Source organism: Agromyces sp. 3263, assembly GCF_031456545.1.
In the GTDB taxonomy this organism is placed as follows: domain Bacteria; phylum Actinomycetota; class Actinomycetes; order Actinomycetales; family Microbacteriaceae; genus Agromyces.
Map to the genome: position 1 here is coordinate 1,319,301 of NZ_JAVDUV010000001.1, position 23,584 is coordinate 1,342,884.

Below are 23,584 nucleotides of genomic sequence, written 5' to 3' on the forward strand. Positions count from 1 at the left end.
ACTTCGGAGCTGACACCACCACCATGACCGACACCCTCGCGAACCCCGCGCTGCTCACGCGCCCGTTCCCCTCCGACTTCCTGTTCGGCGCCGCGACGGCGGCCTTCCAGATCGAGGGCGCCGCCTTCGAGGGCGGACGCACCGCCTCCATCTGGGATGCCTTCTGCCGCGTGCCCGGCGCCGTCGTGAACGCCGACAACGGCGATGTCGCCTGCGACCACTACCACCGGATGCCGCAGGACGTCGCCCTGATGAAGGAGCTCGGACTCCAGACCTACCGGTTCTCGACCTCGTGGTCGCGGGTACGGCCCGACGGCGGCCCGGTCAATCCAGAGGGCGTCGACTTCTACTCGCGGCTCGTCGACGAGCTGCTCGAGGCCGGGATCAAGCCGTGGCTCACGCTCTACCACTGGGACCTGCCCCAGGCGCTCGAGGAGCGCGGCGGCTGGGCCAACCGCGACACCGCCTACCTGTTCCGCGACTACGCCCTCGACCTGCACGAGGCGCTCGGCGACCGCGTCGGCGTGTGGACGACGCTCAACGAGCCGTGGTGCTCGTCGTTCCTCAGCTACACGGGCGGCGCACACGCACCGGGGCGCCAGGATGTCGCGGCCGGCCTCGCCGCCGGCCACCACCTGTTGCTCGCCCACGGGCTCGCCGTGCAGGCGCTGCGCCAGCGCGATCCCGAGCTCGAGCTCGGCATCACGCTGAACCTCACGGTCGCCAAGCCCGTCGACCCGACGCACCCCGGTGACGTGGACGCGGCCCGGCGTATCGACGGCCAGTTCAACCGGTTCTTCCTCGATCCGATCTTCCGCGGCCACTACGCCGGCGACCTGATGGCCGACGTCGGCCACCTCGGCCTCCGCGACGTCGTGCTCCCGGGCGACCTCGAGGTGATCTCGACCCCGATCGACACGCTGGGCGTGAACTACTACCACGGCGAGTACGTGAGCGACCGCCCGGCCGAGCACCCGCTGCTGGCCCAGGCGCCCACCGACCGGCCCACGCGGTCGCCCTTCCCCGCGGCCGACGGCGTGTTCAACCACCCGCAGAACCTCCCGCTGACCGCGATGGAGTGGGAGGTGCAGCCCGACGGCCTGCGCGAACTGCTCGTGCGCGTGCACCAGGACTACGCGGCATCCGCCGGCGTGCGCCTCTTCGTGACCGAGAACGGCGCCGCCTACGACGACGTCGTCGGCGACGACGGCGTGGTGCACGACGCGGAGCGCACCGAGTTCCTCGCTTCGCACCTCGCCGCCATCCTCGACGCCATCGATGAGGGCGTGCCCGTGCACGGGTACTTCTACTGGTCGCTCATGGACAACTTCGAGTGGGCGTGGGGCTACGACAAGCGCTTCGGCCTCGTGCGCGTCGACTACGACACGCAGCAGCGCACCGTGAAGGACAGCGGACGCACGTACGCCGGCGTCATCCGCGACCGCGCGCTGCCGTCGAGCTGACGGCCAGCCCCGCCCGCCATCACCCCGAGACGGAAATAGACTGAACGCCATGCAGCAGGGGGGAAGTGGGATCCGGACGCGACCCACCGCGCCGACGCTCGAAGCGGTCGCGCGGGAGGCGAATGTCTCGCGAGCCACCGTGAGCCGGGTCGTCAACGGCTCCCCCAAGGTGAGCCCCGATGTGGTCACCGCCGTGAACGCGGCGATCGCCAAGCTCAACTACGTGCCGAACCGGGCCGCCAGGTCGCTGGCCAGCCGCACCTCGGGCGCGATCGCGTTGATCGTGCCCGAGGACACGGCCATGTTCTTCGGCGACCCCTACTTCGCCGCGATCGTGCAGGGCATCACCAGGCGACTCGACGACAGCGAGTACCTGCTCAACCTGCTCGTCGCCTCGACCGATCCCGGCCACAAGACCGTGCGGTACCTGCGCTCGGGCGTCGTCGACGGCGCGCTCGTGATCTCGCACCACGAGGGCGACGACCTGCAGCACGAGGCCGACATGCTGCTTCCCCTGGTGTACGGCGGCCGGCCGTCGCAGCCCGGCGACCACATCTTCGTCGACGTCGACAACGTCGAGGGCGGTGCCATCGGCACGCGGCACCTCGTCGACGTCGGACGCCGTCGCATCGGCACGATCTCGGGCCCCCTCGACATGCCCGCCGGTGTCGACCGACTCGAGGGCTTCCGCCGCGCCATGGGCGAGGCCGACCTGCCCACCGACGCCGTCGAGACCGCCGACTTCACGGCGGCCGGCGCCGTCGCCGCCACCCGGCGACTGCTCGACCGGGTGCCCGACCTCGACGGCATCTTCGTCGCGAGCGACCTCATGGCCACCGGCGCGCTGTCCGTGCTGCGCGAACGCGGACGATCGGTGCCCGGCGACATCGCCGTGGTGGGCTTCGACGACAGTCCCGCCGCGAGGTCGTCGGCGATCCCGCTGACCACGGTGCACCAGCCGTCCGAGCAGATGGGCTTCGAGATGGCCGACCTGCTGCTGCGGCATCTCTCGGGCGATGCCGACGTGCCTCGCCGCAACATCATGCCCACGCACCTCGTGCGGCGCGCGTCGGCGTAGGGCCACCCGCCGGCACGCGGCATCCGCTCAGCCCGCCCTGCGGACCCCGTCCTGGAACTCGACGCCCGCGATCTCCGAGAACCGCGCGCGCATGATCGCGATGGCCTCGGGGTTCTCGTCGACGAGCACGAAGCGGCGTCCGAGCGTGGCCGCGACGGCGCCCGTGGTGCCCGAGCCGGCGAAGAAGTCGAGCACCCAGTCGCCCTCACGCGTCGAGGCCTGCACGATGCGGCGCAGGATGCCCTCGGGCTTCTGCGTCGGGTAGCCGGTCTTCTCGCGACCGGTCGGCGACACGATCGTGTGCCACCACACGTCGGTGGGCAGCTTGCCGAGCAGGGCCTTCTCGGGGGTGACGAGCCCGGGGGCCATGTAGGGCTCACGGTCGACCGCGGTCGAGTCGAACCAGTACCGGTCGGGATCCTTCACGTACACGAGGATCGTGTCGTGCTTCGTCGGCCAGCGCCGCTTCGCCTTGGCGCCGTAGTCGTAGGCCCACACGATCTCGTTGAGGAAGCACTCGCGGCCGAAGAGCGCGTCGAGCAGCACCTTCGCGTAGTGCGCCTCGCGGTAGTCGAGGTGCAGGTAGAGCGTGCCGTCGTCGGCGAGCACCCGCCACGCCTCCGCGAGCCGTGGCTCCAGGAACCCCCAGTAGTCCTCGAACCGGTCGTCGTAGCGCAGCAGGTCGCCCCGCACCCGCCGGTACTGCTTGCCCGCGAACCCGGTGACGGTTCCGGATGCCGCGGGCTCGGCGGCATCCGTCGGCAGCACCCGCTCGTGCCGCATCGCCTGCCGGGCCTGCGCGCGCCCGGTGTTGAAGGGCGGGTCGAGGTAGACGAGCGTGAACGAGCCGTCTGGCAGGGTGGGCAGCACGTCGAGGTTGTCCGCGTGGATGATGCGGTCGGGCTCGTCGGCTGGCACGGGTCCAGTCTGCCCCAGCGGTGCGTGGTGCGCTCGGCGCATGCGTGCCGTGGCGGAGGCGCGCCGCGTCAGTGCGCGTGCACGTGGGCGTCGTCCTGCCCGCCTCGCGCCGCGACGGGGTCGGCCGCCGCCTCGCCTCCTGCGGGTTCGGCGAGGGCGCCCGCCGAGTAGGCGATCTCCCCGCCCACGACGGTCAGCTCGGCGTGCGCGTCGAGGAGCGCCGCAGGATCGTGCTCGAGGCCGTAGAGGTCGGTCGACCACACGGCGAGGTCGGCGAGCATCCCCCGTGCGATCCGGCCGAGCGATGCCTCGGCGTGCCAGGCGCGGGCGCCATGCACCGTGTACGCCTCGAGCGACCGGTCGAGGCCGACGCGCTCCGCGTCCGTCCAGGCATCCGAACCGTCGAGCCCAGCGCGGGTCGCGGCGGAGTACATGCCCACGAGCGGATCCATCTCGCCGACCTGCCAGTCGCTCGAGAACGCGACGGTGGCCCCCGAGTCGAGGAGGCTCCGGAACCGCCAGGCACGATCCCAGCGCTCTTCTCCGACGTTCTCCATCCACGTGCCGGCGACGAGATCGGGCGAGCAGTGCCTGGGCTGCATCGCCGCGGTCACGCCGAGGGCGCGGAACCGCGGGAGGTCGTCGGGGTGCAGGCACTCGACGTGCACGATCCCGTGCCGCCGGTCGCGGGTTCCGTTCGCCCGGGCCGCGCCCTCGATCGCGTCGAGCGCGAGCCGGATGCCGGCGTCCCCCGTCGCGTGCGTGTGGGTCTGGAAGCCGAGCCGGTCGAGCTCGCGGATCACGGCGCCGAGTTCTCCGTCGGCGTAGCTCGGGCGCCCTCGCTGCCCCGGCCGGTTCGCGTAGTCCTCGAGCATCAGCGCCGTGTGCGGCTCGATCACGTCGTCGGCGTAGAGCTTGACCGGCCCGAGGCGCAGGCGGTCGCGCGCCGGCGTCGAGTCGACGGCGTTGCGGAGCTGCGCGCGGAACGCGGCATCCGCCCCCACCGGATGGAACAGCGCGGCGATCACGCGCGACGAGAGGACCCCCTCGTCGAGCGCACGCTCGAACAGCGGCAGCTCGGCGAGCGGCACCTGCGGCTCGACCACGGTGGTGATGCCGAGCGACGTCGCCATGCGCATGCTCGACACCAGCTTGCGGTAGCGGCGCTCGGGCGAGTACATCGGGATGTCGCGCTGCAGCTCCGCGAGCCCGGCCTGCGTCATGGCGCTGGTGTAGAAGTCGGTGACCCAGCCCGTCGGCTCACCGCTGACCGGGTGCCGCTCGGGGCGACCCCAGGCGATGTCGCCGCCGTCGGCGATGCCGAGCACCCGGAGGGCCACCCGGTTCAGCCACACCGAGTGCTGGTCGTAGGTCGTCACGAAGACCGGACGGTCGGTGAGCCCGTCGAGGTCGGCGGCCTCGGGGCGGCGATCCTCGACGATGGAGTAGACGGCGTTCTCGGCGCACACCCAGTCGAGGTCGGGGCGCCGGGCGGCGAAGTCGGCGATGCGGCGTCGCACCTCGCCGAGGTCGTGCGCGCCCTCCAGCGTGACCGCGTCCTCGTCGAAGCCGAGCAGGAGGTGGTTGTGGCTGTCGATGATGCCGGGGGTCACCAGCCGGCCGGTGGCGTCGATCGTGCGGCGGGCGGTCGGGGCATCCGCCGCGCTGCCGACATAGCCGATGCGGTCGCCGGTGACGCCGACGGCCTCGGCCCACGGGGCGGCGGGGTCGAACGTGCGCACTCGGGCGCCGGTGATGAGCAGGTCGACGGTCATGCTGCGGGTCCGTCCGTCTCGTCGCCCTCGGGGCCGACCAGGTGCAGGAGACCGGGGTGCGCGCGCAGGTACAGGGCGTAGTAGAGGAAGCCGGCGGCCACGATGGCGAACGCGATGCCGAGGCTCAGCCACTGCGCCGGGTCGAGGATGCCGATGACGAAGATGGTCGCGATCGCGACGACGGCGAGCAGCGGCGGCACCGGCCAGAGCGGCATCCGGTAGGTGCCCGGCGCGGCAGCGGCGCTCCCGCGGCGAACCGCCAGCGCGGCGACGGCGATGAATCCGTAGCTGAACGCGAGGGTCGACCCGGTGGCGTTGAGCAGCACGTCGAACGGGATGAAGCAGGCGGCGAGCGCGAGCACTCCCATCACCACGGTGGCGACGACCGGCATCCGCGTCGCGTCCGAGACGCGGGCGAGCGGCGCGGCGATGCGCTCGGGCATGGCCCCGTCGCGGGCCGCGGCGAAGAGCAGGCGGCCCGACTGCAGGGCGATCGCGATGATCGCGTTGATGATCGCCAGGGCGATGGCGATGAGCACCGCGACGGTGACGCCGTCGCCGGCGCGCTCCGCCAGGAAGGACTCCACCGGCAGCGCGGCGCCGAAGAGCTCCTCGAGCGAGGAGGCTCCGAGCAGCACGGCCGTGAGCGGCACGAGCTCGGCGACGACGGTGATGATCGCACTCCAGAGCACGGCCCGCGCGATCGCGCGCTTCGCGTTCTTCGTCTCCTCGGCGAAGTAGACCGCGCCGCCGTAGCCGTTGTACGAGAAGATGCCCTGCGTCACCGCGAGCACGAGGCCGGCGACGCCGAGCGGGGCGAGGCCGCCCGTGGCGACGTCGAGCGCCTGCGGATCGAGCAGGTCGGTGAGTGGGCGCTCGACGTGCACGAGACCGAGTACCGCGAGCAGGGCGAGGGCGGCGAGCTCGAGGAACAGGAACGCGCCGGTGACCCAGGCGTTCGTGCGGATGTTGAAGCAGGCCGTCACGGTGGCCAGCACGATCACGACCAGGGCGGTCACGAGCGGGTCGAGCCCCGCGATGGCGACGCCCAGGTAGTCGGCGACGCCGAGCGCGAAGATCGCGACGATGAGCGGCAGCGAGACGAGGCCGATGAAGAACACGGCGGATCCGGCCGCCGGCCCGAGCACGCGGCTCACCAGCGAGTAGTCGCCGCCCGCGATCGGATGACGCGACGCGAGCTCGGCGTAGCAGAACGCGATGAGGAGGCTGATCACTCCCGCGAGGGCGAAACCCCAGAAGACGCCGGTGCCGTAGCCGGCGAGCGCGGCACCGCCGAGGATGAACACGCTCGACGCGGGCGAGATGCCCGACAGGGTGATGAGGACGTTGCCGCCCACCCCGAGCGAGCGCGAGAGCTCGCCGCCGTGGGTGGTCATGGCGGCCGTGTCGAGGGTCGGAGTCGGGTTGTTGGCAGGCATGTGGTGGTCGCTCTCGGTCGTGGTCCGATGCTGCTCGGAATTCTTCGACATCAGTGTCGAAGAATTCCAGAAGTGTGACATGGGGGTCGAGTAGTGTCAAGGACATGGCACGGCCGCGCAGACAGGAAGCGAGACGCGCCGCACTCATCGAGGCCACGTACGCGGCCGGCCGCCAGCACGGGCTGCGGTCGCTGTCGCTGACGGATGTCGCCGAGCAGGCCGGTCTCAGCCGCGGCGCGGTGCTGTACTACTACGAAGACCTCGACGCCCTGCTCGTCGAGGCGCATGGCGCCGGCGTCGAGCGGTTCTGCGACCAGCGCGACGCCACCGTCGCCGCACTCGACGACCCGCGCGACCAGCTCGGTGCGGCGATCGACGCCGGGCTCCCGAGCGGACCCGACGACGCGCTCATGAGCCTGCTCTACGAGTTCGACGTGCTCGCCGGCAACTCCGAGCTGCACGATGAGCTGGTGCAGAAGCTGTACCTGCGCCAGGTGGAGACCTACACGCGCATTTTCGCCGCCGGTCGCGCGGCCGGCGTCTTCTCACCCCGGCTGCCAGACGACCAGCTGGCGATGACGTTCGTGGCCCTCGAAGACGCCTACGGCCTGCACATCGTGGGCGGCAACGCGCTCATGACGGTGCCGAAGGCGGCTGCGGCGATGCGCGCGGTCGCCGAGCAGCTCGGGTGTCCGACCTCGTCGGCGTCCTGAGGCGTGGCCCGAGCGGCGCGGTTCAGGCGACGGGGCCGAGCACGGCCCTGGCGTCGCCCAGCACCTCCGCGTGGCGGGTGCGCGCGAGGAAGCTGCGGACGGTATCGCGGCTGCGCGTGAGGCACGCGATCTTCGACTCGAGCGTCTCGAGCTCCTGCGCGAGATCCTCCGCGAGGTTGCGGGTGCAGGTGCGCGCAAGCTCCTCGCCCTGCACGCCCTCCATGTTGAGCATGGTCTTGATCAGCCGAGTGGGCAGGCCGGAGGAGATGAGCCCTCGCACCAGCTCGACCTGCGCGACGGCCGACTCGGGGTAGTCGCGATACCCGTTGGCCTGCCGGTCGGATCGGAGCAGGTCCTGCTCCTCGTAGTACCGGAGCATGCGGGTCGGCACCTGCGTGCGCTGCGACAGTTCGCCGATTCTCATGGGATGCTCCAGACCGCTTGACCTTCACATAGATGTCAAAGTCTAGCCTCGCGGTATGACGGAAACCACCACCCTCCAGCCGGCCGTCGCGTCGCGTCAGCGCACGCCGTGGTTCGCGCTCCTCACCCTCGCGTTCGCCGTGTTCGCGACCGTCACCGTCGAGATGGTCCCCGCCGGACTGCTCCCCGCCATGAGTGCCGACTTCGGCGTCTCGCCGTCGTCGATCGGGCTGCTCGTGTCGCTCTGGGCGGTCACGATCATCGTGGCGAGCCTGCCGATCGTGCGGCTCACCGCGCGCGTCGATCGCCGCACCCTCATCGTCGGCGCGCTCGCGGTGATGGCGGTGGCCAACGCCCTCACGGCGATCGCGCCGGGGTACGAGTTCGCACTCGCGTCGCGAGTCATCGCGGCGATGGCGCACGGTGCGTTCTGGTCGGTCGTCATGGTCTACGCCACGTCGCTCGTGCCGGCGAGCGCGGCGGGGCGCACCGTCGCGATCGTGAGCGCCGGCGCCTCGGGCGCCACCGTCGCGGGCATCCCGCTGGGAACGGTCGTGGGACAGGTGGCCGACTGGCGGCTCGTGTTCGGCGCACTCGCGCTGGCACTCGCACTGATCGCCGTGGTGATCCGCCTGCGGCTTCCGTCGTCGCCGGGGGCAGCCCCGAGCCCTGCGGATGGCGCAGGGTCAGCCGGAGCGGTCCGAGGCCGTCGGCGGGTCGACCGCTCGATCCGCCCGGTGCTGGCGGCGGCCGTCGCCTGCACGCTCACGGCGGCGGCGAGCTTCACGCTCTTCACGTACATCTCGCCCTACCTCACGGAGGTCGCCGGCCTTCCCGAAGCGTGGGTCGGGCCGCTGCTGCTCGGGTTCGGCGTGGCGGGGATCGGCGGGCTCGTCGCCGCCGCGCTCACGGCCGACCGCTGGCCCGTCGCCTCGCTCGCCACCATGACCGTGCTGTTCGCGGTCGCGTTGGCCGTCCTCGGCCTCGCGCCGCAGAGCCCCCCGGCCGTCATCGCCGGACTCCTGGTGTGGGGCCTCGCGATCGGCGGGCTGCCCGCCATGCTGCAGTCGCGCCTGCTCGGCGTCGCCTCACCCGCGCTGCGCGGCACGGCGAGCGCGCTCATGGTCGTCTTCTTCAACGGCGGCATCGCCCTCGGCGCGACGCTCGGCGGCCTCTTCGACGACGGGTCGAACCTCGTGCTCGCGGCGTTCGCCGCAGCGGGACTCGGCGCCCTCGCCATCGTCGCCGTGGTGGCGTCTCGGGCGCTCGCGGGGCGCTGACGCTCGCGGGGCGCTGACGCTCGCGGGGCGCTGAGCCGCTCGAGCTCAGCAGGTCAGTCCGTCAGGCGGTCAGCCCCGGTCGATGTCGAGCCGGATGCGGCCTCGGAACCGGTCTGGGTCGTCGTCGTCGGCATCCGCCGCCGCGAACGCGATGCCCTGGTCGCCGTCGCCGGGCACCGGGGCCGGCGCGGGCAGGCGGCTCTGGCGGTCGAGCTCGACCTGGGCTTCGTGCTTGCGTGGGGCGAAGACCTCGTCGCCGATCATCATGACGCCGCCGCCCCCACCGCCGCGACGGGTCTTGTCGGACAGGTCGATCCAGCCGCGCCGCACCGCGAGCCACACGAAGCCCACGACGAGCACGGCGATGCCGAGCCAGATCCACCAATCCACCCGGAGAGTCTACCCGGCGACGATGAGCCTTCCTCGCGCCCGCCCACAGCCCGCGTCCGCGGCATCCGCTCGCTCAGGGCACGCGATAGAGCCACTCGCGGGTCGCGAACTTCGACTCGACGAGTGCCTCGGCCTCGGCGAGCTCGTCGGCAGAGACCGTGCCGGGCGTCGCGCCGTAGAGGCCGACGAAGGTCTGCTTCAGGCTCTCGATGATCGCGGCGCGGCTGAGCCCGGTCTGCGACCGCAGCGGGTCGACGCGCTTGGCGGCCGAGGCGATGCCCTTGTCGCTGATCTTCTCGCGACCGATGCGCAGCACCTCGAGCATCTTGGCGTTGTCGAGGTCGTACGACATGGTCACGTGGTGCAGCACACCGCCCGAGCCGAGTCGCTTCTGCGCGGCGCCGCCGATCTTGCCGAGCGGGCTCGCGATGTCGTTGAGCGGCTGGTACGTCGCCTCGATGCCGATGGCGCGCAGGCCCTGCAGCACCCAGTCGTCGAGGTAGGCGTACGAGTCGGCGAAGCTCATGCCCTGCACGAGCTCCGACGGCACGTAGAGCGAGTAGGTGACGACGTTGCCGCGCTCCATCATCATCGCGCCGCCGCCCGAGATGCGTCGCACGATGTCGAAGCCGTACTTCTCGGCGCCCTCGGGATCGACCTCGTTCTTCACCGACTGGAAGCTGCCGATGACCACGGCCGACTCGTCCCACTCCCAGAACCGCAGCGTGGGCTTGCGGCGCCCCTCGCCGACCCGGGTGGCGAGCACCTCGTCGAGGGCGAGGTGCAGGCGCGGCGGCACGGCCTCGTCGTGCACGATCTCCCACTCGTAGTTCGACCAGGTCGTGGCATCCGTCAGCGCCCGTCGCACGGCCACGGCGACCGCCTCGGCCGAGAATCCGAGCATGACCGCGCCGTCGCGAAGGCCGGCCGTGACGGCCGCGGCGATCTGCCTGGCGTCGGATGCCGCGGGCAGGCCGTCGAGCGCCGCGTCGATGTCGGCCAGCGCCTCGTCGGGCTCGAGGAAGAAGTCACCTGCGACCCGCGGACTGCGGATGACGCCGTCGACCACGTCGAAGTCGACGACCACGAGCTTGCCACCGGGAACCTTGTACTCACCGTGCATGGGCTCCAGCCTAGGGTCGGGCGCCACCGCCTACGATCGGAACAGGAAATGGGTGGTGCTCGGATGACGACGTTCTTCCTCGCGCGGCATGGCGAGACGGTCTGGCACGCGGAGCATCGGTACGCCGGCAATTCGAACGTCGGGCTCACGCAGCGCGGTCTCGGACAGGCCGCCGCACTCGGCGCCTGGGCCGCCGAGGCGCAGCTCGACGCGATCGTGGCCTCGCCGCTCGACCGTGCCCGTCGGTCGGCCGCGCCCGCGGTGGAGACGACCGGCCTCGAGCTCCGCATCGACGAACGCCTCGTCGAGATCGACTTCGGGGCGGCCGAAGGGCTCACTCCCGACGAGATCGCCGAGCGGTTCCCCGAAGAGTGGAGGGCCTTCATGGAGGCGCCGGCGAGCAACCCGCTGCCAGACGGCGAACGTGGTCGTGACGGCATCGCGCGGGCCCTCCCCGTGCTCGACGACCTGGTGGCGGAGTTCCCCGACGGGCGGGTGCTCATCGTCGGTCACGCGACGCTGATCCGCCTGCTGTTCTCCGAGCTGGCGGGCATGGATCCCGACGGATATCGCGACCTGCTCCCCGTGCTCGGCAACTGCCACCTGACGACGATCGAATACCCGTGGGCGACCGAGTCGCGCGCGATGCACCACCCGCGCATCCGCTTGCTCGGGTTCGACGTGCCACCGTGGCGGGCGGCCTGACGGCGCGACGATGCGGCCGGGCCCGGCAAGGACCCGGCCGCTGCTCGTCTCGCTAGGGCGTCACCGCCGGCACCGCGTTGGCGATCAGCTCGTCGGCCATCTCGGGGAACCACTGCCCGGCGGCCGGGTCGAGCATGCCGCGCTCGGGGTCCTCGGGACCGGGCGTGCCGCGGAGGCACTGGCCGTCGGACTCGCCGGGCACCTTCACCCACAGGTAGGCGTCGATGAGCTCGTCGCCCGTGTCGGTGGTGGGCCGCAGGCCGAGCCCGCGGTCGGGCGGGTTGCACCACACCTGCGGGTCGGGGTAGACGGTCGTGGGCGTCCAGGGTCCGACGCCGTTGCGGCTGGTGTCGACGACGAAGTGCGCCTGGCTGGCGGGGTCGCGGACGACGCCCGTGTCGGCGTACGCCTGGTCGTACGCGGCATCCGTCAGTCCCCAGCTGGAGAAGTCGGCCGGGTTCGCCGGGTAGTACTGGCTGGCGCACCACTCGGGCTGCCACCACGAGTTCACCGACAGGTTGATGCAGTCCGAGATCCACGTGCCGAACTTCTGCTGGCGCTCGGTCGTCTCGTAATTGGAGACGTTGAGGAAGAACCCGTCGGCGCGCTCGACGCCGGCCTTGATGAGCCGGTCGCTGATGTCGCCGACCCCGAGCCACGCGGAGTGCGTGCCGTCGAGGTAGACGGCGGTGTTCGGCAGCGCGGCGAAGGCGTCGACCGCGTGGTTCAGCATCGCGAAGCGGTCGGATGCCGCGGTGGCCGCGTCGGCCTCGGGAGGCTGGCACCACTCCTGCTGGCCGTTGACCGTCGTGTACCAGGGGATGATGCCGAGGCCGTCGGGCTCGAGGATCACCACGGCGTCCTTGTTGCCGATGCCCTTGGCGAAGCCGTCGATCCACGCGGTGTACTCCGCCGCCGACGTCGCGCCTCCCGCCGAGTACTGGGCGCAATCGCGGAACGGCAGGTTGTAGGCCACGAGCACGGGTACCTGCTTGGCGGCGTGCGCCGCGGCGACGACGCGCTTCACGTCGCGCTTGGCCTCGTTCGGCGTGCCGCCGTTGATCCACGTCGCGCTCGGGAACGAGCCGAGCAGGAGCGCGTCGGCGCGGGCGTCGCCGCTGAGCGAGGCGGCGGCCTCGAGCGTGGTGCTCGAGGGGTTGGTCCAGAGCTCGGCGCCGGGCCACAGCACGTCGTTCGCGGCCTGCGCGGGCGTCGCGGCCAGCAGTGTCAGGGCGAGGGCGGCGGCAGCGCCGAGCGCCGTGCGTCTCGCAAGGGATGGAAGCTGCATCGGTTCCTCCGGTGGTCGGCGTCGACCGTGATCGACGGCGGTGTCGAGTGTGAGAGCGCTCTCACGAGCGATCCGAGTACCAGACTTCTCCTCACGCAGGCCCCTGTCAAGGGGTGCGCCATCCCGCGTTGGATCGTGCCCGGGCGGATGCCGCGTGCGCGCCGTCAGTCGACGGCGAACCGCTCGTCGAGCCAGCGAATGAGGTCGGCGCGAACCTCCTCGCGGTTCGTCTCGTTGAAGACCTCGTGCCGGGCGCCCTCGTACACGATGAGCGTCGCGTCGACGAGATGCGCTCGCCGGAGGTAGTCCTTCAACAGCGCCCGCGCGCTCCGCTCCCCTGCCACGGGGTCATCGGAGCCGATGAGGATGAGCAGCGGCAGTTCGGATGGAATGCGCTTCGACGGGCGAGTGATGAGCGAGAACGACTGCGGCCAGCCGAACAGCTGCTGGAGCGTCCGGTCCGTCGTGTGCGGATCCGCCACCCACGCCTCGGCCACGGCTGGGTCGCGGCTGAGCCACTCGACGTTGGTGCCGCCGGGGCGCGCGAAGCGCTTGTTGAGGTTCCCGATGTTCGTGTAGCCGAGCTGCAGCCACGCCGTTCCGGTGAGGACCACGGCGTCATAGCGGTCGGGATTCCGGTTGACGACGTGCTGCGTCATGAACGAGCCCCAGGAGTGCCCGAGGATGACCAGCGGGAGGTCGGGGCCTTCGGCTTCACGGATGACCTCGCCGAAGCGTTCGACGCCGGCGATCGCCGCGCGCATGCCGCCCGGTCCGGGGCGGCCGAGACGGGTGAGGTCGCCGGCGTGCTGGTCGACGCCGGTCTGGCCGTGTCCGCGATGGTCGTCGGCCCACACGGAGTAGCCCGCGGCGTTCAGGGCTTCGATGAGCTCGCGGTAGCGGCCGATGTGCTCGCCGATGCCGTGCGCGAGCTGCACCACCGCCGTCGGCTCCGGCACCCGCCAGTTCTCGTAGTGGATGCGGATCCCGTGCGCGTCGGTGAACGTGGGCATGCGGCCATTGTGGCAGTCGCGCAGACCCTGACCGCCCACCCTCACCGGTGACCTCGCCCGCACCGGAGCCACGACGGCGCGACGGACCGCGCGGGGGCCCTCGACCGGCGACACGCCGTCCCCACGCGAAAACGTCATCGAAATCCGCTGAATCCCTTGACCAGGGTGAAACTGAACTGATCTTATATGAGCGTTCCTGCGCCCTACAAATCACTATCAATCATTCTGGTGAAAGCGAGCAACGATGATCCTCCACCGAACACCACATCCCGGAGGGCGCCGCAGAACGGCGCTCGCCGGCGTCTGCGCCCTCGTCGGCGCCGGCCTCCTCGCGACCGCCGGCGTCTCGCCCGCCCTGGCCGCGACACACGTGGCGACGGATGCCGCGACGAACGCCACCACCGCCACGGGCAGCGCCGCCGCCGCGGCATCCGGAACCGCCTCAGCCGCGGCGACGGCGGCGGCCACGACGCCGATCAGCCCCAAGGCCGTCACCCCCGAGGTGCCGGTGGACCCCGCGGGCACCTCCCTCGGCGCCGTGTCGGCGGTCGAGCAGGACGGCGCGAGCGTCACCCTCACCGCCGAGCACGGCGCGATGCGCATCACGTTCCTCGACGACCGCACGTTCCGCCTCGAGGCGGACCCGAGCGGCGGATTCACCGACCCGGCGAACACCCCGCAGGGCGACCCTGCCCGCACCGCAGACATCGTCGTCGGCCACGACAGCTTCGACGGCGCCGACGTGACGGTCACCGGATCCGCGACCGATGGTGGCCCGATCACGATCGCCACCGCCGACGTCACGGTCTCGATCGACCGGGCCACGGGGCAGTCCTCGGCCGCCCGCGCCGACGGCACGGTCATCTGGTCGGAGTCCGCGCCGATCACCTTCGGCGCCGCGTCGGCGACGCAGCACCTCGCGACGGTCGACGGCGAGCAGTTCATCGGCGGCGGCATGCAGAACGGCCGGTCGGTGCACACGGGCGCGACGATCAACATCGCGCGCAACTTCGACTGGGACGACGACGGCTACCCGAACGCGGTGCCGTACTACATGTCGTCCAACGGCTACGGCGTGCTCCGCAACACCTTCGCGCGCGGCACCTACGACTTCGCGGCGCACACCACGACGCACGAGGAGCGCCGCTTCGACGCGTACTACTTCGTGGGCGACTACAAGGCGTCGCTCGAGTCGTACACGCAGCTCACCGGCCGCCCCCTGCTGCCGCCGGTGTACGCGCTCGAGTACGGCGACGCCGACTGCTACAACCGGTCGAACCCCGGCTACAGCTCATCGGGCTACGGCGACCCGCAGAACACCAAGCAGCGCACCCCGCAGGCCCTGAACATCGCGAAGCAGTTCGTCGAGCAGGACATGCCCGCCGGCTGGATGCTCGTGAACGACGGGTACGGATGCGAGTACCAGCAGCTGCCCGAGACGGTCGACTCGATCGAGGACCAGACCGACCTCAAGGTGGGCCTCTGGACCCAGCGCTCGCTCACCAACCAGGAGTTCGAGGTGGGCGAGGCGGGCGTCCGCCTGCGCAAGCTCGACGTCGCCTGGGTCGGGTCGGGCTACCGCCAGGCGCTGACCGGCTGCGAGGCCGCCCATGACGGCATCGAGCAGTACTCCGATGCGCGCGGCACCGCCCTGATGGTCGAGGGCTGGGCCGGCGCCCAGCGCTGCGGCATGCAGTGGACGGGCGACCACAGCGGCAACCTCGACGCGGTGCGCTGGCAGGTCTCGGCGCTCACCGGCGCCGGCAACTCGGGTCTGGCGTTCACGACCGGTGACGTCGACGGCATCTTCGGCGGCTCGGCCGAGAGCTACGTGCGCGACCTGCAGTGGAAGGCGTTCGCGCCCGCGCTCTACTCGATGAGCGGCTGGGCCCAGACCGACAAGCGCCCGTGGCTGTACGGCGACGAGGCGACCACGATCAACCGGGATTACCTGCAGCTCCGGCAGCGGCTGATGCCCTACATCTACTCGCTCGCCGAGGAGTCCCACCGCACGGGCGTGCCCATGATGCGATCGGTCGCGCTCGAGTACCCGAGCGACCCCGGCGCCTACAGCGTCGAGGCGAACAACGAGTTCCTGCTCGGCGACGACTACCTCGTCGCGCCCGTCTTCACCGACACCGACGTGCGCAACGGCATCTACCTGCCCGCCGGCGACCAGTGGGTCGACTACTGGACCGGTGCGCTGCACGAGGGCGGCACCGTGCTCAACGGGCACCCGGCCCCGCTCGACAAGCTGCCGATCTTCGTGCGCGCCGGCGCCGTGATCCCCCAGGGCGTCGTGGCGCGCAACGCGTCGCTCGTGCCCGAGGACGCGCCCATCACGGTCGTGGCCTACCCGCAGGGCGAGTCGGAGTTCTCGCTCTACGAGGACGACGAGGTGACCCGCGCCTATGCCGACGGCGAGTCGAGCACGCAGCGGTTCGCGGTCGACGCACCGAAGGCCGGCAAGACCGGCACCGTGAAGATCGAGCTCGGGAAGCGCGACGGCGACTACGACGGCAAGGCCGACGCGCGGCCCTACCTGGTCGAGGCCCACACCGGCTCCGAGCCCAAGGTCGTCAAGCTCGGCAGCACCACCCTCCCCCGCGTCGACGACGCGGCCGCCCTCGACGACGGCCCCGGCTGGACGTACGAGGCCGACCGGGCCGGCGGCGTGGTCCTCATCTCGACGGGAGCGATCGCCTCCGACGCATCCGCTCGCCTCACCCTCACCGCCACGAGCGGCGTGGGCGGTCAGGAAGCGGATGCCGCCGCGGCATCCGTCGCCGTCGAGCTCGCCGATCGGGTGTTCCAGGGGGAGCAGACCACCGTGACGGCGACGTTCCGCAACACCGGCACGAAGGCGAAGGACGACGTGGTGCTCACGCCCACGGCGCCCGAGGGCTGGACGCTCATCTCGGCGACCGGCGACCACGCGGGCACCGTGAAGAAGGGCGGCGAGGCCACGGCCGAGTTCACCTTCGAGGTGACGGATGCCGCGGCCGCCGACCTGCAGACGGTCACCGTCACGGCGGCGTACACGTCGCAGCGGCAGCCGCGCACGGTGTCGGGAGCGAACCAGCTCTACGTCGCCTACGGATCGCTCGCGGGCGCGTTCAACGCCGTGTCGATCACCGACCTCGCCACGGCGAAGGCCGGCAACTTCGACGGCGGTGGCGCCTCCTTCTCGGCGGCGGCGCTGGCGGCGGCGGGCGCGACGCCCGGCGGCACGGTCACGGTGGGCACGGGCGACGCGGCGATCGCGTACACGTGGCCCGAGCCGGTCGGCACGCCGAACTCGGTGGCGCCCGCGGGCCAGACCATCGCGGTGGGCGGGCACGGCACGCACCTCGCGATCCTCGCGTCCGCGGCATCCGGCGGCGGAGTGAACCCCGAGCTGACCCTCACCTATACCGACGGCACGGTCTCGAAGCAGAACGTGTTCTTCCCGAACTGGCTGCCCCAGGCATCCGGGCTCGGCGGGGCGACGGTCGCGGTGAAGTCGCTCGGGCGCAACAGCGCGACGAACCCGAACGTGTACGAGTACCCGACGTACGGCTACCAGGTGTACTCGAACCTCGTGCGCCTCAACCCGTCGAAGGAGCTCGCGTCGATCGTGCTGCCGAACGAGAGCCGGCTGAAGATCTTCGACTGGCAGGTCGTCGACCAGCCGCTGCCGCCGGCACCGACCGCGTCGGCGTGGGCGTCGGAGCTCAACTGGCTCAGCGCGACGAACGGCTGGGGGGTCATCGGCAGGAACGTGGCGAACAAGGATGCCGCGAACTCGCCCGACCTGCCGCTGAAGATCAACTACACCGACCCCGCCACCGGGCAGTCGCCGGTCTACGCCAAGGGCCTGGGCGTGCACGCGCAGTCGAAGATCACGTACTACGTGGGCGGCGAGTGCTCGGCGTTCACGGCGCAGGTCGGCCTCGAGGCCGGCTTCGGCGGCAACGTCATCTTCAAGGTCGACGCCGACGGGGCCAACCGTTACCAGTCGCGCACGTTCACGCCCGGGTTCGCGCCCGAGTCGGTGAACGTCGACCTGACCGGCGTGCAGTACGTCGACCTCATCGTCGAGGCGCCCGGCAGCATCAACGGCGCCCACGGCGTGTGGGGCGACGCGAGGTTCAGCTGCGACTGAGCGGATGCCGCGTCGCGCGACCCGAGGGCCCGTTCCGCCATCCGGCGGGGCGGGCCCTCGGCCTCGGCCGTGGCCGGGCCGCGTTCCTCGACGCTCATGCGACCCGGGTCACCTCGACGCTGACGAACAGCTCGGACGCGCCCGGACCGGCGTACACGCCGCGCAACGGCGGCACGTCGCTGTAGTCACGGCCGCGGCCGACCAGCACGTGGAGCTCGCCGACCTCGGCGAGGTTCGTCGGATCGTAGCCGCGCCACTCCCCCGCGAACCACTCGACCCAGGCGTGGGACTCGCCGATCACCGTCTCGCCGACGGCGGCGCCGGCATCCGGATGCAGGTAACCCGACACGTATCGCGCGGGAATGCCGACCGACCGCAGCGCGCCGAGCGCGACGTGCGCGATGTCCTGGCAGACGCCCTTGCGCTCGCCCCACGCCTCGGCGGCGGTCGAGTGCACGCCGGTCACGCCCCGCATGTACTCCATCGCCGAGCCGACGGCGCGACAGATCTCGAGCGCGGTCTCGCCGACGGGCGCCCCCTCGGCGGCGATGTCGGCGGCGAGCGCGGCGACCTCGTCGGGCGGCACGGTGGACGCCGACGTGGTGGACGCCTCGACGAGGCCGACCGTCGACGTGGACGCCGCCCGCAACTCGTCCCACTCGAGCTCGCTGCCGGGCACGGGCGACGGGCGCACCTCCACGAGGCTCGTCGCCGTCACGGAGAGTTCGCGATGCGGCGTGAGCACCTCGAACGTCGACACCCGCGTGCCCCAGTAGTCGAGGTAGGAGTGCTGCGTCGCGCCGGGCCGGATGTCGAGCCCGGCCTGCAGCACGAACTGCTCGCCGCCCGAGTGGGGCAGCATGCGCGCCTCGTTGTACGACGCCGTGGCGGGCTCCTCGTAGGAGAACCCCGTGCGGTGCACGATGCGGATGCGGCTCACGAGACCTCCCCGATCCAGACCGGCGCGACGCTCGCCGGGAAGTAGCGCTGCCGGATGGCCTCGCTCGCCGAGGACGTGACGGCCTGCACGTGCTCCATGTGCCCCGACAGGTCGGTGAGGAGATCGGCGATCGGGCGGTACTCGAGCTCGGAGCGGATCTGCCCGAGCAGCCGCCGCGACGGGTCCGTGACGCCGACGCGTCCCGCCCGCGGGTCGATCTCGCGCAGCGACTCCTCGGCGCGGATGACGCTCGAGATGATCGACCTCGGGAACAGCCGGTCGAGCAGCAGGAACTCCGCCGCCGACTGGCTCGACGGCACGCCGCGGTAGCTGCGCAGGTAGGCCTCGTAGCCGCCGCAGCTTCGCAGGATCGTCGTCCAGCTCGGCCCGCTCGCCTCGGTCAGCGATCGCGTCGCGAGCAGCCGGGCCGTCATGTCCGCGCGCTCGATCGCCCGGCCGAGCGAGAAGAAGTGCCACGCCTCGTCGCGGCTCGTCGCCGAGTCCACGACGCCGATGGCGAGCGCCGAGCGGTCGCGCACCCAGCGGAAGAACTCGTGCGTCTTGTCGGAGGCGACGCGTCGCGGCATCCGTGCGTTCGTCTGGTTCAGGGCCTCCCACAGCTCGGTCGAGACGATCTCGCGGGCGCGGCGGGCGTTCTCCCGGGCCGAGGCGATCGAGTGCGCGATCGACGCCGGGTGCGTGCGGTCGACCGCGAGCAGCATGATGACGTCGTCGCGGCCGAGCGCCACGTCGGGGTCGGCCTCGCTGCCCATGACCGAGAGCAGCGAGCGGCACGCCGTGTCCTCGTCGATCCAGGGGTCCTCGAGCAGCAGCTGCAGGTGCACGTCGAGGATGCGCGCCGTGCCGTCGCTGCGCTCGATGTAGCGGCCGATCCAGAACAGGGACTCGGCGATGCGGCTCAGCATGGGCATGACCGGGCTCCTCCGTCGGGCAGCGGATGCCGCGGCATCCGTCTCGCCTGCTGCTGCTGTTGCTGCTGTTGGCGGATCGGGGCGTCCTCGTCCTGCGGTGACGCGGTGGGCGGATGCCGCGTGGGCTCGCTCGTCGCCGACCCGGGGCCACCGGTCGACCCTCCGGACCCGGTGGTCGCGCCGTTCGGCGTCGCGCCGTTGCGCTCCGCGACGTTCGGACGCGCGGCCTGGTCCGCGACGAGCGTGCCGACCCGCGCATCCGCCCGCGCCGCGACGGGGGCCGCGATCGGACCGGTGAGCAGGCCGCCGCCGAGCACCCACGTGTCCTTGGAGCCGCCGCCCTGGCTCGAGTTCACGACGAGCTGCCCCTCGGGCAGGGCCACCCGGGTGAGTCCGCCGGGGAGCACCCACACGTCGTTCCCGTCGTTGACCGCGAAGGGGCGGAGGTCGGCGTGGCGCGGACGCATGCCGTCCTCGACGAGCGTGGGGATGGTCGACAGCTGCACGACGGGCTGCGCGATCCAACCGCGGGGGTCGGCCACGAGCCGGGAGCGCAGCTGGGCGAGCTCGTCGCGCGAGGCATCCGGACCGACGACGAGGCCCTTGCCGCCCGACCCGTCGACGGGCTTCACGACGAGCTCGTCGAGGCGGTCGAGCACCTCGGCGAGCGCGTCGGGCTCCTCGAGCCGCCACGTGTCGACGTTCGGCAGGATGGGCTCCTCGCCGAGGAAGTAGCGGATGAGGTCGGGCACGTACGTGTAGACGAGCTTGTCGTCGGCGACGCCGTTGCCGACGGCGTTCGCGATGGTCACGTGGCCCAGCCGCGCGGCGAGCATGAGCCCGGGCGCGCCCAGCACGGAGTCGGGCCGGAACTGCTGCGGGTCGAGGAACTCGTCATCGACGCGGCGGTAGATCACGTCGACGCGCGTCGGGCCGGCGGTCGTGCGCATCCACACCCGGCCGCCCGAGCAGAAGAGGTCACGGCCCTCGACGAGTTCGACGCCCATGAGCCGCGCGAGCAGCGTGTGCTCGTAGTACGCGGAGTTGTAGACGCCGGGGGTGAGCACCACGACGGTCGGATCGTCGACGCCCTCGGGCGCGCTCGCCCGCAGCGCCTGCAGCAGCTTGTTCGGGTAGTCGCCGACCGGGCGCACCCGCATCGACGTGAAGAGCTCGGGCAGGGTCTGCGCCATGACGCGGCGGTTCGAGATGACGTAACTCACCCCGCTCGGCACGCGCACGTTGTCCTCCAGCACCCGCCAGGCGCCCTGCTCGTCGCGGATCACGTCGATGCCGGCCACCTGGATGCGCACGCCGTTCGCGCTCACGATGCCGGCGGCCTGGCGGTGGTAGTGGGTGGAGGAGGTGACGAGCGCGGCGGGGATGACGCCGTCGCGCACGGCGTGCTGCGGTCCGTAGACGTCGGCGAGGAACCGCTCGAGCGCTCGCACGCGCTGCGCGACGCCCGCCTCGACGAGGCTCCAGTCGGAGGCCGCGATGACGCGCGGCACCGCATCGAGCGGGAACGGCCGCTCCTCCCCCGCGAAGTCGAAGGTGACGCCCTGCGCGAGGTAGGAGCTGGCGAGGGCGTCGGTGCGGCCGCGCAACTCGTCCTGCGACATGCGGGCGAGGGCCGGGTAGAGCTCGCGGTACGGCTCGCGCACGGCCGTGCCGCCGTCGGCGGGGAACATCTCGTCCCATGGCCGGCCGGCGCGCCGCGCCGCGACATCCGACCGCGTCGTCGTGTACCCGTCGAAGAGCGTTCCCATCACCGAAGGGTGCCAGCAGTCGGTTACCGGGGTGTTTCCGCCGTGCGTCGAGCCCGCGGCATCCGGAGCCCCTGATCGGCTCACCGTCATTTTACTTAGCAAGACTAATGAGCTAAACTAAATAGCCATGGCATCGATCGCGGAGCAGAGCACCGAGCTGCGCATGGCGACCTTCCGGCTCGCCCGCAGGCTCCGTGCGCACAAGGCCGACCAGGCCATGTCCGACGCCCAGTTCGCGGTACTCGGGCTGCTCTTCCGGCACGGTCCGAGCACGCTCACCGAGCTCGCCGAGCAGGAGCGCGTGTCGGCTCCCTCGATGAACCGCACCGTGAACTGCCTCGAGGAGAGCGGCTACCTCACGCGCGTCGCCGACGACATCGACCGACGCAAGGTCAACATCGCCCTCACCGAGTCGGGCCGCGAGGTCGTGAAGGCCACCACCTCGAAGCGCGATGCCTGGCTCACCACCCGCCTGCGCGAGCTCTCCAAGGAGGATCGCGCCGTCCTGGCCCGTGCCGCAGAACTGATGGGAGGCTTCATCACCCAGTGAGTGCCATGTTCCGCTCCCTCGCCGTGCGTGATTACCGCATCTGGTTCATCGGCGCCCTCGTCTCCAACATCGGAGCGTGGATGCAGGCCACCGCCCAGAACTGGGTCGTGCTCACCGAACTCACCGCGAACGACGCCCTCGCCGTGGGCATCACCATGGCCCTGCAGTTCGCGCCCCAGCTCCTCCTCGTGCCCGTCACCGGACTCATCGCCGACCGGTTCGACCGCCGCAAGATCCTCATGGTCACCCAGAGCTGCCTCATGGTGCTCGGCCTCGCGCTCGGGCTGCTGCTCATCCTCGGCCACGCCCAGCTCTGGCACCTCTACGGCTTCGCCCTCGCGCTCGGCATCGTGAACGCCGTCGACACGCCCGCGCGCCAGACCTTCGTCGCCGACCTCGTCTCGGGCTCGAACATGTCGAACGCCGTCGCCCTGAACTCGGCGTCGTTCAACGCGGCGCGCATGATCGGGCCGGCCCTCGCCGGCTTCCTCATCGTGCTCGTCGGCTCCGGCTGGGTGTTCGTGATCAACGCGATCACCTTCGTGGCGGTGCTCGTCGCGCTCGTGATGCTGCGCAACATGGTCGTGAAGCGGATGCCGCGGGCCGGCCGCTCGGGCCAGTTCGTCGCCGGGTTCCGGTACGTGGCCAAGCGGCCCGACCTGCTCATCGTGTTCGTGATCGTCTTCCTCATCGGCGCGTTCGGCATGAACTTCCCGATCTTCTCGTCGACGATGGCGGTCGAGTTCGGACGCGGCGCGGGAGAGTACGGGGTGCTCAACTCGATCCTCGCGATCGGCTCGCTGACCGGTGCCCTGCTCGCAGCCCGGCGCGAGCGCGCCCGCATGCGGGTGATCATCCTCGCCGCGGCGTTCTTCGGCGCGGCCGTGCTCATCTCGGCGTTCATGCCGACGTACTGGATGTTCGCCGCGTCGACGATCCTCATCGGCTTCGGCGCGGTGTCGCTGCTCACCACGGCCAACGGCTACGTGCAGACGACGACGGCCCCCGAGCTGCGGGGCCGCGTGATGGCGCTGTACATGGCGATCCTCGCCGGCGGCACGCCGATCGGCGCCCCCATCGTGGGCGCCGTCGCCGACAGCTGGGGTCCGCGCTGGGCGCTCGGCGTTGCGGCGGTGGCGGCGGGCGTCGCCGCGCTCATCGGCGTCGGCTGGCTCGTCGTCGCGCGCGGCATGCACCTGGCGCGCCATCCGCACGCCCGCTGGCGTCCCGTGCTGCGATTCGCGGATGCCCCCACGGCGGCGATCGCGGTCGTGCCCACGCGTGCGATCCCGGTGGTGCCCGACGACCGGCTCGTGCCGCCCGTGTCGAACGACCGCCTCGTGCCGGCGGACTTCTCGGAGGAGGTCGCCCTCACCTCGCCGATCCCGTTGCCGCGGCATCCGCACCCGCATCCCCATCCGCGCGCCGAGCGCGAGGGTGCGTCGGCACGTCAGCCCTCGAGTCGCCCGTCGGGCGTGCACCCCACGCCGGCCACCGACTGAGCGGCGACCGTCGCGAGCCCGACCGGGCCCCGGCGCATCACGCGTCGGCCACGATTCAGGCGAACCCGCGCGGCTCAGGACGCGTTCGGCGATTCCAGCCTGAGCGGCGGCCGTCGGCCTGAATCCCGACCGTGCCTGC

General features: G+C 71.6%; 19 protein-coding genes. 8 read left to right on the forward strand and 11 right to left on the reverse strand.

Annotated features, from left to right (window positions below; translation table 11 throughout):
• Nucleotides 1-23 precede the first annotated feature (23 nt).
• Both J2X63_RS06055 and J2X63_RS06060 read left to right on the forward strand, forming a co-directional pair.
• Nucleotides 24-1,463, forward strand: a complete 1,440-nt coding sequence (locus tag J2X63_RS06055) for a GH1 family beta-glucosidase (RefSeq protein ID WP_309977821.1) — start codon at nucleotides 24-26, stop codon at nucleotides 1,461-1,463.
• A 49-nt stretch (nucleotides 1,464-1,512) separates the two neighbouring features.
• A complete protein-coding gene (locus tag J2X63_RS06060; RefSeq protein WP_309975135.1) occupies nucleotides 1,513-2,541 on the forward strand; it encodes a LacI family DNA-binding transcriptional regulator in 1,029 nt (342 codons plus the stop codon).
• A 27-nt stretch (nucleotides 2,542-2,568) separates the two neighbouring features.
• Here J2X63_RS06060 and J2X63_RS06065 read toward each other — a convergent pair whose 3' ends face one another.
• The 3 genes from J2X63_RS06065 to J2X63_RS06075 are packed head-to-tail and all read right to left on the reverse strand — an operon-like array spanning nucleotide 2,569 to nucleotide 6,673.
• Nucleotides 2,569-3,501 (reverse strand): DNA methyltransferase, encoded by a 933-nt coding sequence (locus J2X63_RS06065; RefSeq protein ID WP_309975136.1) that lies wholly within the window; start codon nucleotides 3,499-3,501, stop codon nucleotides 2,569-2,571.
• Nucleotides 3,502-3,527: 26 nt separating this feature from the next.
• Nucleotides 3,528-5,234: an amidohydrolase gene (locus J2X63_RS06070; protein WP_309975139.1), complete on the reverse strand. Its 1,707-nt coding sequence runs from the start codon at nucleotides 5,232-5,234 to the stop codon at nucleotides 3,528-3,530.
• Nucleotides 5,231-6,673 carry an APC family permease gene (locus tag J2X63_RS06075; protein ID WP_309975142.1) on the reverse strand — a complete coding sequence of 481 codons (1,443 nt, stop codon included), beginning with the start codon at nucleotides 6,671-6,673 and terminating at the stop codon, nucleotides 5,231-5,233. The genes J2X63_RS06070 and J2X63_RS06075 overlap by 4 nt, the downstream gene beginning before the upstream one ends.
• Nucleotides 6,674-6,777: 104 nt before the next feature.
• Between J2X63_RS06075 and J2X63_RS06080 the strand changes: the two genes are divergently transcribed.
• The gene (locus tag J2X63_RS06080) at nucleotides 6,778-7,386 is read left to right on the forward strand and encodes a TetR family transcriptional regulator (RefSeq protein WP_309975143.1); all 609 of its coding nucleotides are present in this window, start codon (nucleotides 6,778-6,780) and stop codon (nucleotides 7,384-7,386) included.
• Nucleotides 7,387-7,408: 22 nt separating this feature from the next.
• On the opposite strand, the gene J2X63_RS06085 is transcribed toward J2X63_RS06080, so the two are convergent.
• Nucleotides 7,409-7,810: a MerR family transcriptional regulator gene (locus tag J2X63_RS06085; RefSeq protein WP_309975144.1), complete on the reverse strand. Its 402-nt coding sequence runs from the start codon at nucleotides 7,808-7,810 to the stop codon at nucleotides 7,409-7,411.
• A 55-nt stretch (nucleotides 7,811-7,865) separates the two neighbouring features.
• Between J2X63_RS06085 and J2X63_RS06090 the strand changes: the two genes are divergently transcribed.
• The gene (locus J2X63_RS06090; protein WP_309975145.1) at nucleotides 7,866-9,089 is read left to right on the forward strand and encodes an MFS transporter; all 1,224 of its coding nucleotides are present in this window, start codon (nucleotides 7,866-7,868) and stop codon (nucleotides 9,087-9,089) included.
• 69 nt (nucleotides 9,090-9,158) lie between these two features.
• Here the strand turns inward: J2X63_RS06090 and J2X63_RS06095 are convergent, their stop codons facing one another.
• Together J2X63_RS06095 and J2X63_RS06100 are read right to left on the reverse strand one after the other, a co-directional pair.
• Nucleotides 9,159-9,479 (reverse strand): hypothetical protein, encoded by a 321-nt coding sequence (locus J2X63_RS06095; RefSeq protein ID WP_309975147.1) that lies wholly within the window; start codon nucleotides 9,477-9,479, stop codon nucleotides 9,159-9,161.
• Nucleotides 9,480-9,552: 73 nt separating this feature from the next.
• Nucleotides 9,553-10,602, reverse strand: a complete 1,050-nt coding sequence (locus J2X63_RS06100; protein ID WP_309975151.1) for a biotin/lipoate A/B protein ligase family protein — start codon at nucleotides 10,600-10,602, stop codon at nucleotides 9,553-9,555.
• Between the two features lie 63 nt (nucleotides 10,603-10,665).
• Between J2X63_RS06100 and J2X63_RS06105 the strand changes: the two genes are divergently transcribed.
• Nucleotides 10,666-11,307: a histidine phosphatase family protein gene (locus tag J2X63_RS06105; protein WP_309975154.1), complete on the forward strand. Its 642-nt coding sequence runs from the start codon at nucleotides 10,666-10,668 to the stop codon at nucleotides 11,305-11,307.
• A gap of 52 nt (nucleotides 11,308-11,359) precedes the next feature.
• Here the strand turns inward: J2X63_RS06105 and J2X63_RS06110 are convergent, their stop codons facing one another.
• Entirely contained in the window at nucleotides 11,360-12,595 is a 1,236-nt protein-coding gene (locus J2X63_RS06110) for a glycoside hydrolase family 6 protein (RefSeq protein ID WP_309975157.1), read from the reverse strand.
• Nucleotides 12,596-12,759: 164 nt separating this feature from the next.
• Nucleotides 12,760-13,608, reverse strand: a complete 849-nt coding sequence (locus tag J2X63_RS06115; RefSeq protein WP_309975160.1) for an alpha/beta hydrolase — start codon at nucleotides 13,606-13,608, stop codon at nucleotides 12,760-12,762.
• Nucleotides 13,609-13,852: 244 nt separating this feature from the next.
• Here J2X63_RS06115 and J2X63_RS06120 point away from each other — a divergent pair, with 244 nt between their 5' ends.
• Complete coding sequence (locus J2X63_RS06120; RefSeq protein WP_309975163.1) at nucleotides 13,853-17,752, forward strand: NPCBM/NEW2 domain-containing protein; 3,900 nt, start codon at nucleotides 13,853-13,855, stop codon at nucleotides 17,750-17,752.
• 94 nt (nucleotides 17,753-17,846) lie between these two features.
• Here J2X63_RS06120 and J2X63_RS06125 read toward each other — a convergent pair whose 3' ends face one another.
• From J2X63_RS06125 to J2X63_RS06135, 3 genes are read right to left on the reverse strand one after another with little or no spacing between them, the layout of a single operon-like run.
• On the reverse strand, nucleotides 17,847-18,692 hold the full coding sequence (locus J2X63_RS06125) for a transglutaminase family protein (protein ID WP_309975166.1): 846 nt from the start codon (nucleotides 18,690-18,692) through the stop codon (nucleotides 17,847-17,849).
• Complete coding sequence (locus J2X63_RS06130) at nucleotides 18,689-19,618, reverse strand: alpha-E domain-containing protein (protein ID WP_309977823.1); 930 nt, start codon at nucleotides 19,616-19,618, stop codon at nucleotides 18,689-18,691. The genes J2X63_RS06125 and J2X63_RS06130 overlap by 4 nt, the downstream gene beginning before the upstream one ends.
• A complete protein-coding gene (locus J2X63_RS06135) occupies nucleotides 19,612-21,393 on the reverse strand; it encodes a circularly permuted type 2 ATP-grasp protein (protein WP_309975169.1) in 1,782 nt (593 codons plus the stop codon). Before J2X63_RS06135 ends, J2X63_RS06130 begins: the two co-directional genes overlap by 7 nt.
• A 127-nt stretch (nucleotides 21,394-21,520) precedes the next feature.
• Here J2X63_RS06135 and J2X63_RS06140 point away from each other — a divergent pair, with 127 nt between their 5' ends.
• Nucleotides 21,521-21,943, forward strand: coding sequence for a MarR family transcriptional regulator (locus J2X63_RS06140; protein WP_309975172.1), 423 nt, complete (start codon nucleotides 21,521-21,523; stop codon nucleotides 21,941-21,943).
• Nucleotides 21,944-21,948: 5 nt separating this feature from the next.
• Nucleotides 21,949-23,445, forward strand: coding sequence for an MFS transporter (locus tag J2X63_RS06145; RefSeq protein WP_309975175.1), 1,497 nt, complete (start codon nucleotides 21,949-21,951; stop codon nucleotides 23,443-23,445).
• The last annotated feature ends 139 nt before the right edge of the window (nucleotides 23,446-23,584 follow it).

Excerpts from the sequence above, each read along its gene's own strand:
- J2X63_RS06055 (WP_309977821.1), top strand. The coding sequence starts at position 24 with ATGACCGACACCCTCGCGAACCCCGCGCTGCTCACGCGCCCGTTCCCC.
- J2X63_RS06060 (WP_309975135.1), top strand. The coding sequence starts at position 1,513 with ATGCAGCAGGGGGGAAGTGGGATCCGGACGCGACCCACCGCGCCGACG.
- J2X63_RS06065 (WP_309975136.1), bottom strand. The coding sequence starts at position 3,501 with ATGCGCCGAGCGCACCACGCACCGCTGGGGCAGACTGGACCCGTGCCA.
- J2X63_RS06070 (WP_309975139.1), bottom strand. The coding sequence starts at position 5,234 with ATGACCGTCGACCTGCTCATCACCGGCGCCCGAGTGCGCACGTTCGAC.
- J2X63_RS06075 (WP_309975142.1), bottom strand. The coding sequence starts at position 6,673 with ATGCCTGCCAACAACCCGACTCCGACCCTCGACACGGCCGCCATGACC.
- J2X63_RS06080 (WP_309975143.1), top strand. The coding sequence starts at position 6,778 with ATGGCACGGCCGCGCAGACAGGAAGCGAGACGCGCCGCACTCATCGAG.
- J2X63_RS06085 (WP_309975144.1), bottom strand. The coding sequence starts at position 7,810 with ATGAGAATCGGCGAACTGTCGCAGCGCACGCAGGTGCCGACCCGCATG.
- J2X63_RS06090 (WP_309975145.1), top strand. The coding sequence starts at position 7,866 with ATGACGGAAACCACCACCCTCCAGCCGGCCGTCGCGTCGCGTCAGCGC.
- J2X63_RS06100 (WP_309975151.1), bottom strand. The coding sequence starts at position 10,602 with ATGCACGGTGAGTACAAGGTTCCCGGTGGCAAGCTCGTGGTCGTCGAC.
- J2X63_RS06105 (WP_309975154.1), top strand. The coding sequence starts at position 10,666 with ATGACGACGTTCTTCCTCGCGCGGCATGGCGAGACGGTCTGGCACGCG.
- J2X63_RS06110 (WP_309975157.1), bottom strand. The coding sequence starts at position 12,595 with ATGCAGCTTCCATCCCTTGCGAGACGCACGGCGCTCGGCGCTGCCGCC.
- J2X63_RS06115 (WP_309975160.1), bottom strand. The coding sequence starts at position 13,608 with ATGCCCACGTTCACCGACGCGCACGGGATCCGCATCCACTACGAGAAC.
- J2X63_RS06120 (WP_309975163.1), top strand. The coding sequence starts at position 13,853 with ATGATCCTCCACCGAACACCACATCCCGGAGGGCGCCGCAGAACGGCG.
- J2X63_RS06130 (WP_309977823.1), bottom strand. The coding sequence starts at position 19,618 with ATGCTGAGCCGCATCGCCGAGTCCCTGTTCTGGATCGGCCGCTACATC.
- J2X63_RS06135 (WP_309975169.1), bottom strand. The coding sequence starts at position 21,393 with ATGGGAACGCTCTTCGACGGGTACACGACGACGCGGTCGGATGTCGCG.
- J2X63_RS06140 (WP_309975172.1), top strand. The coding sequence starts at position 21,521 with ATGGCATCGATCGCGGAGCAGAGCACCGAGCTGCGCATGGCGACCTTC.
- J2X63_RS06145 (WP_309975175.1), top strand. The coding sequence starts at position 21,949 with ATGTTCCGCTCCCTCGCCGTGCGTGATTACCGCATCTGGTTCATCGGC.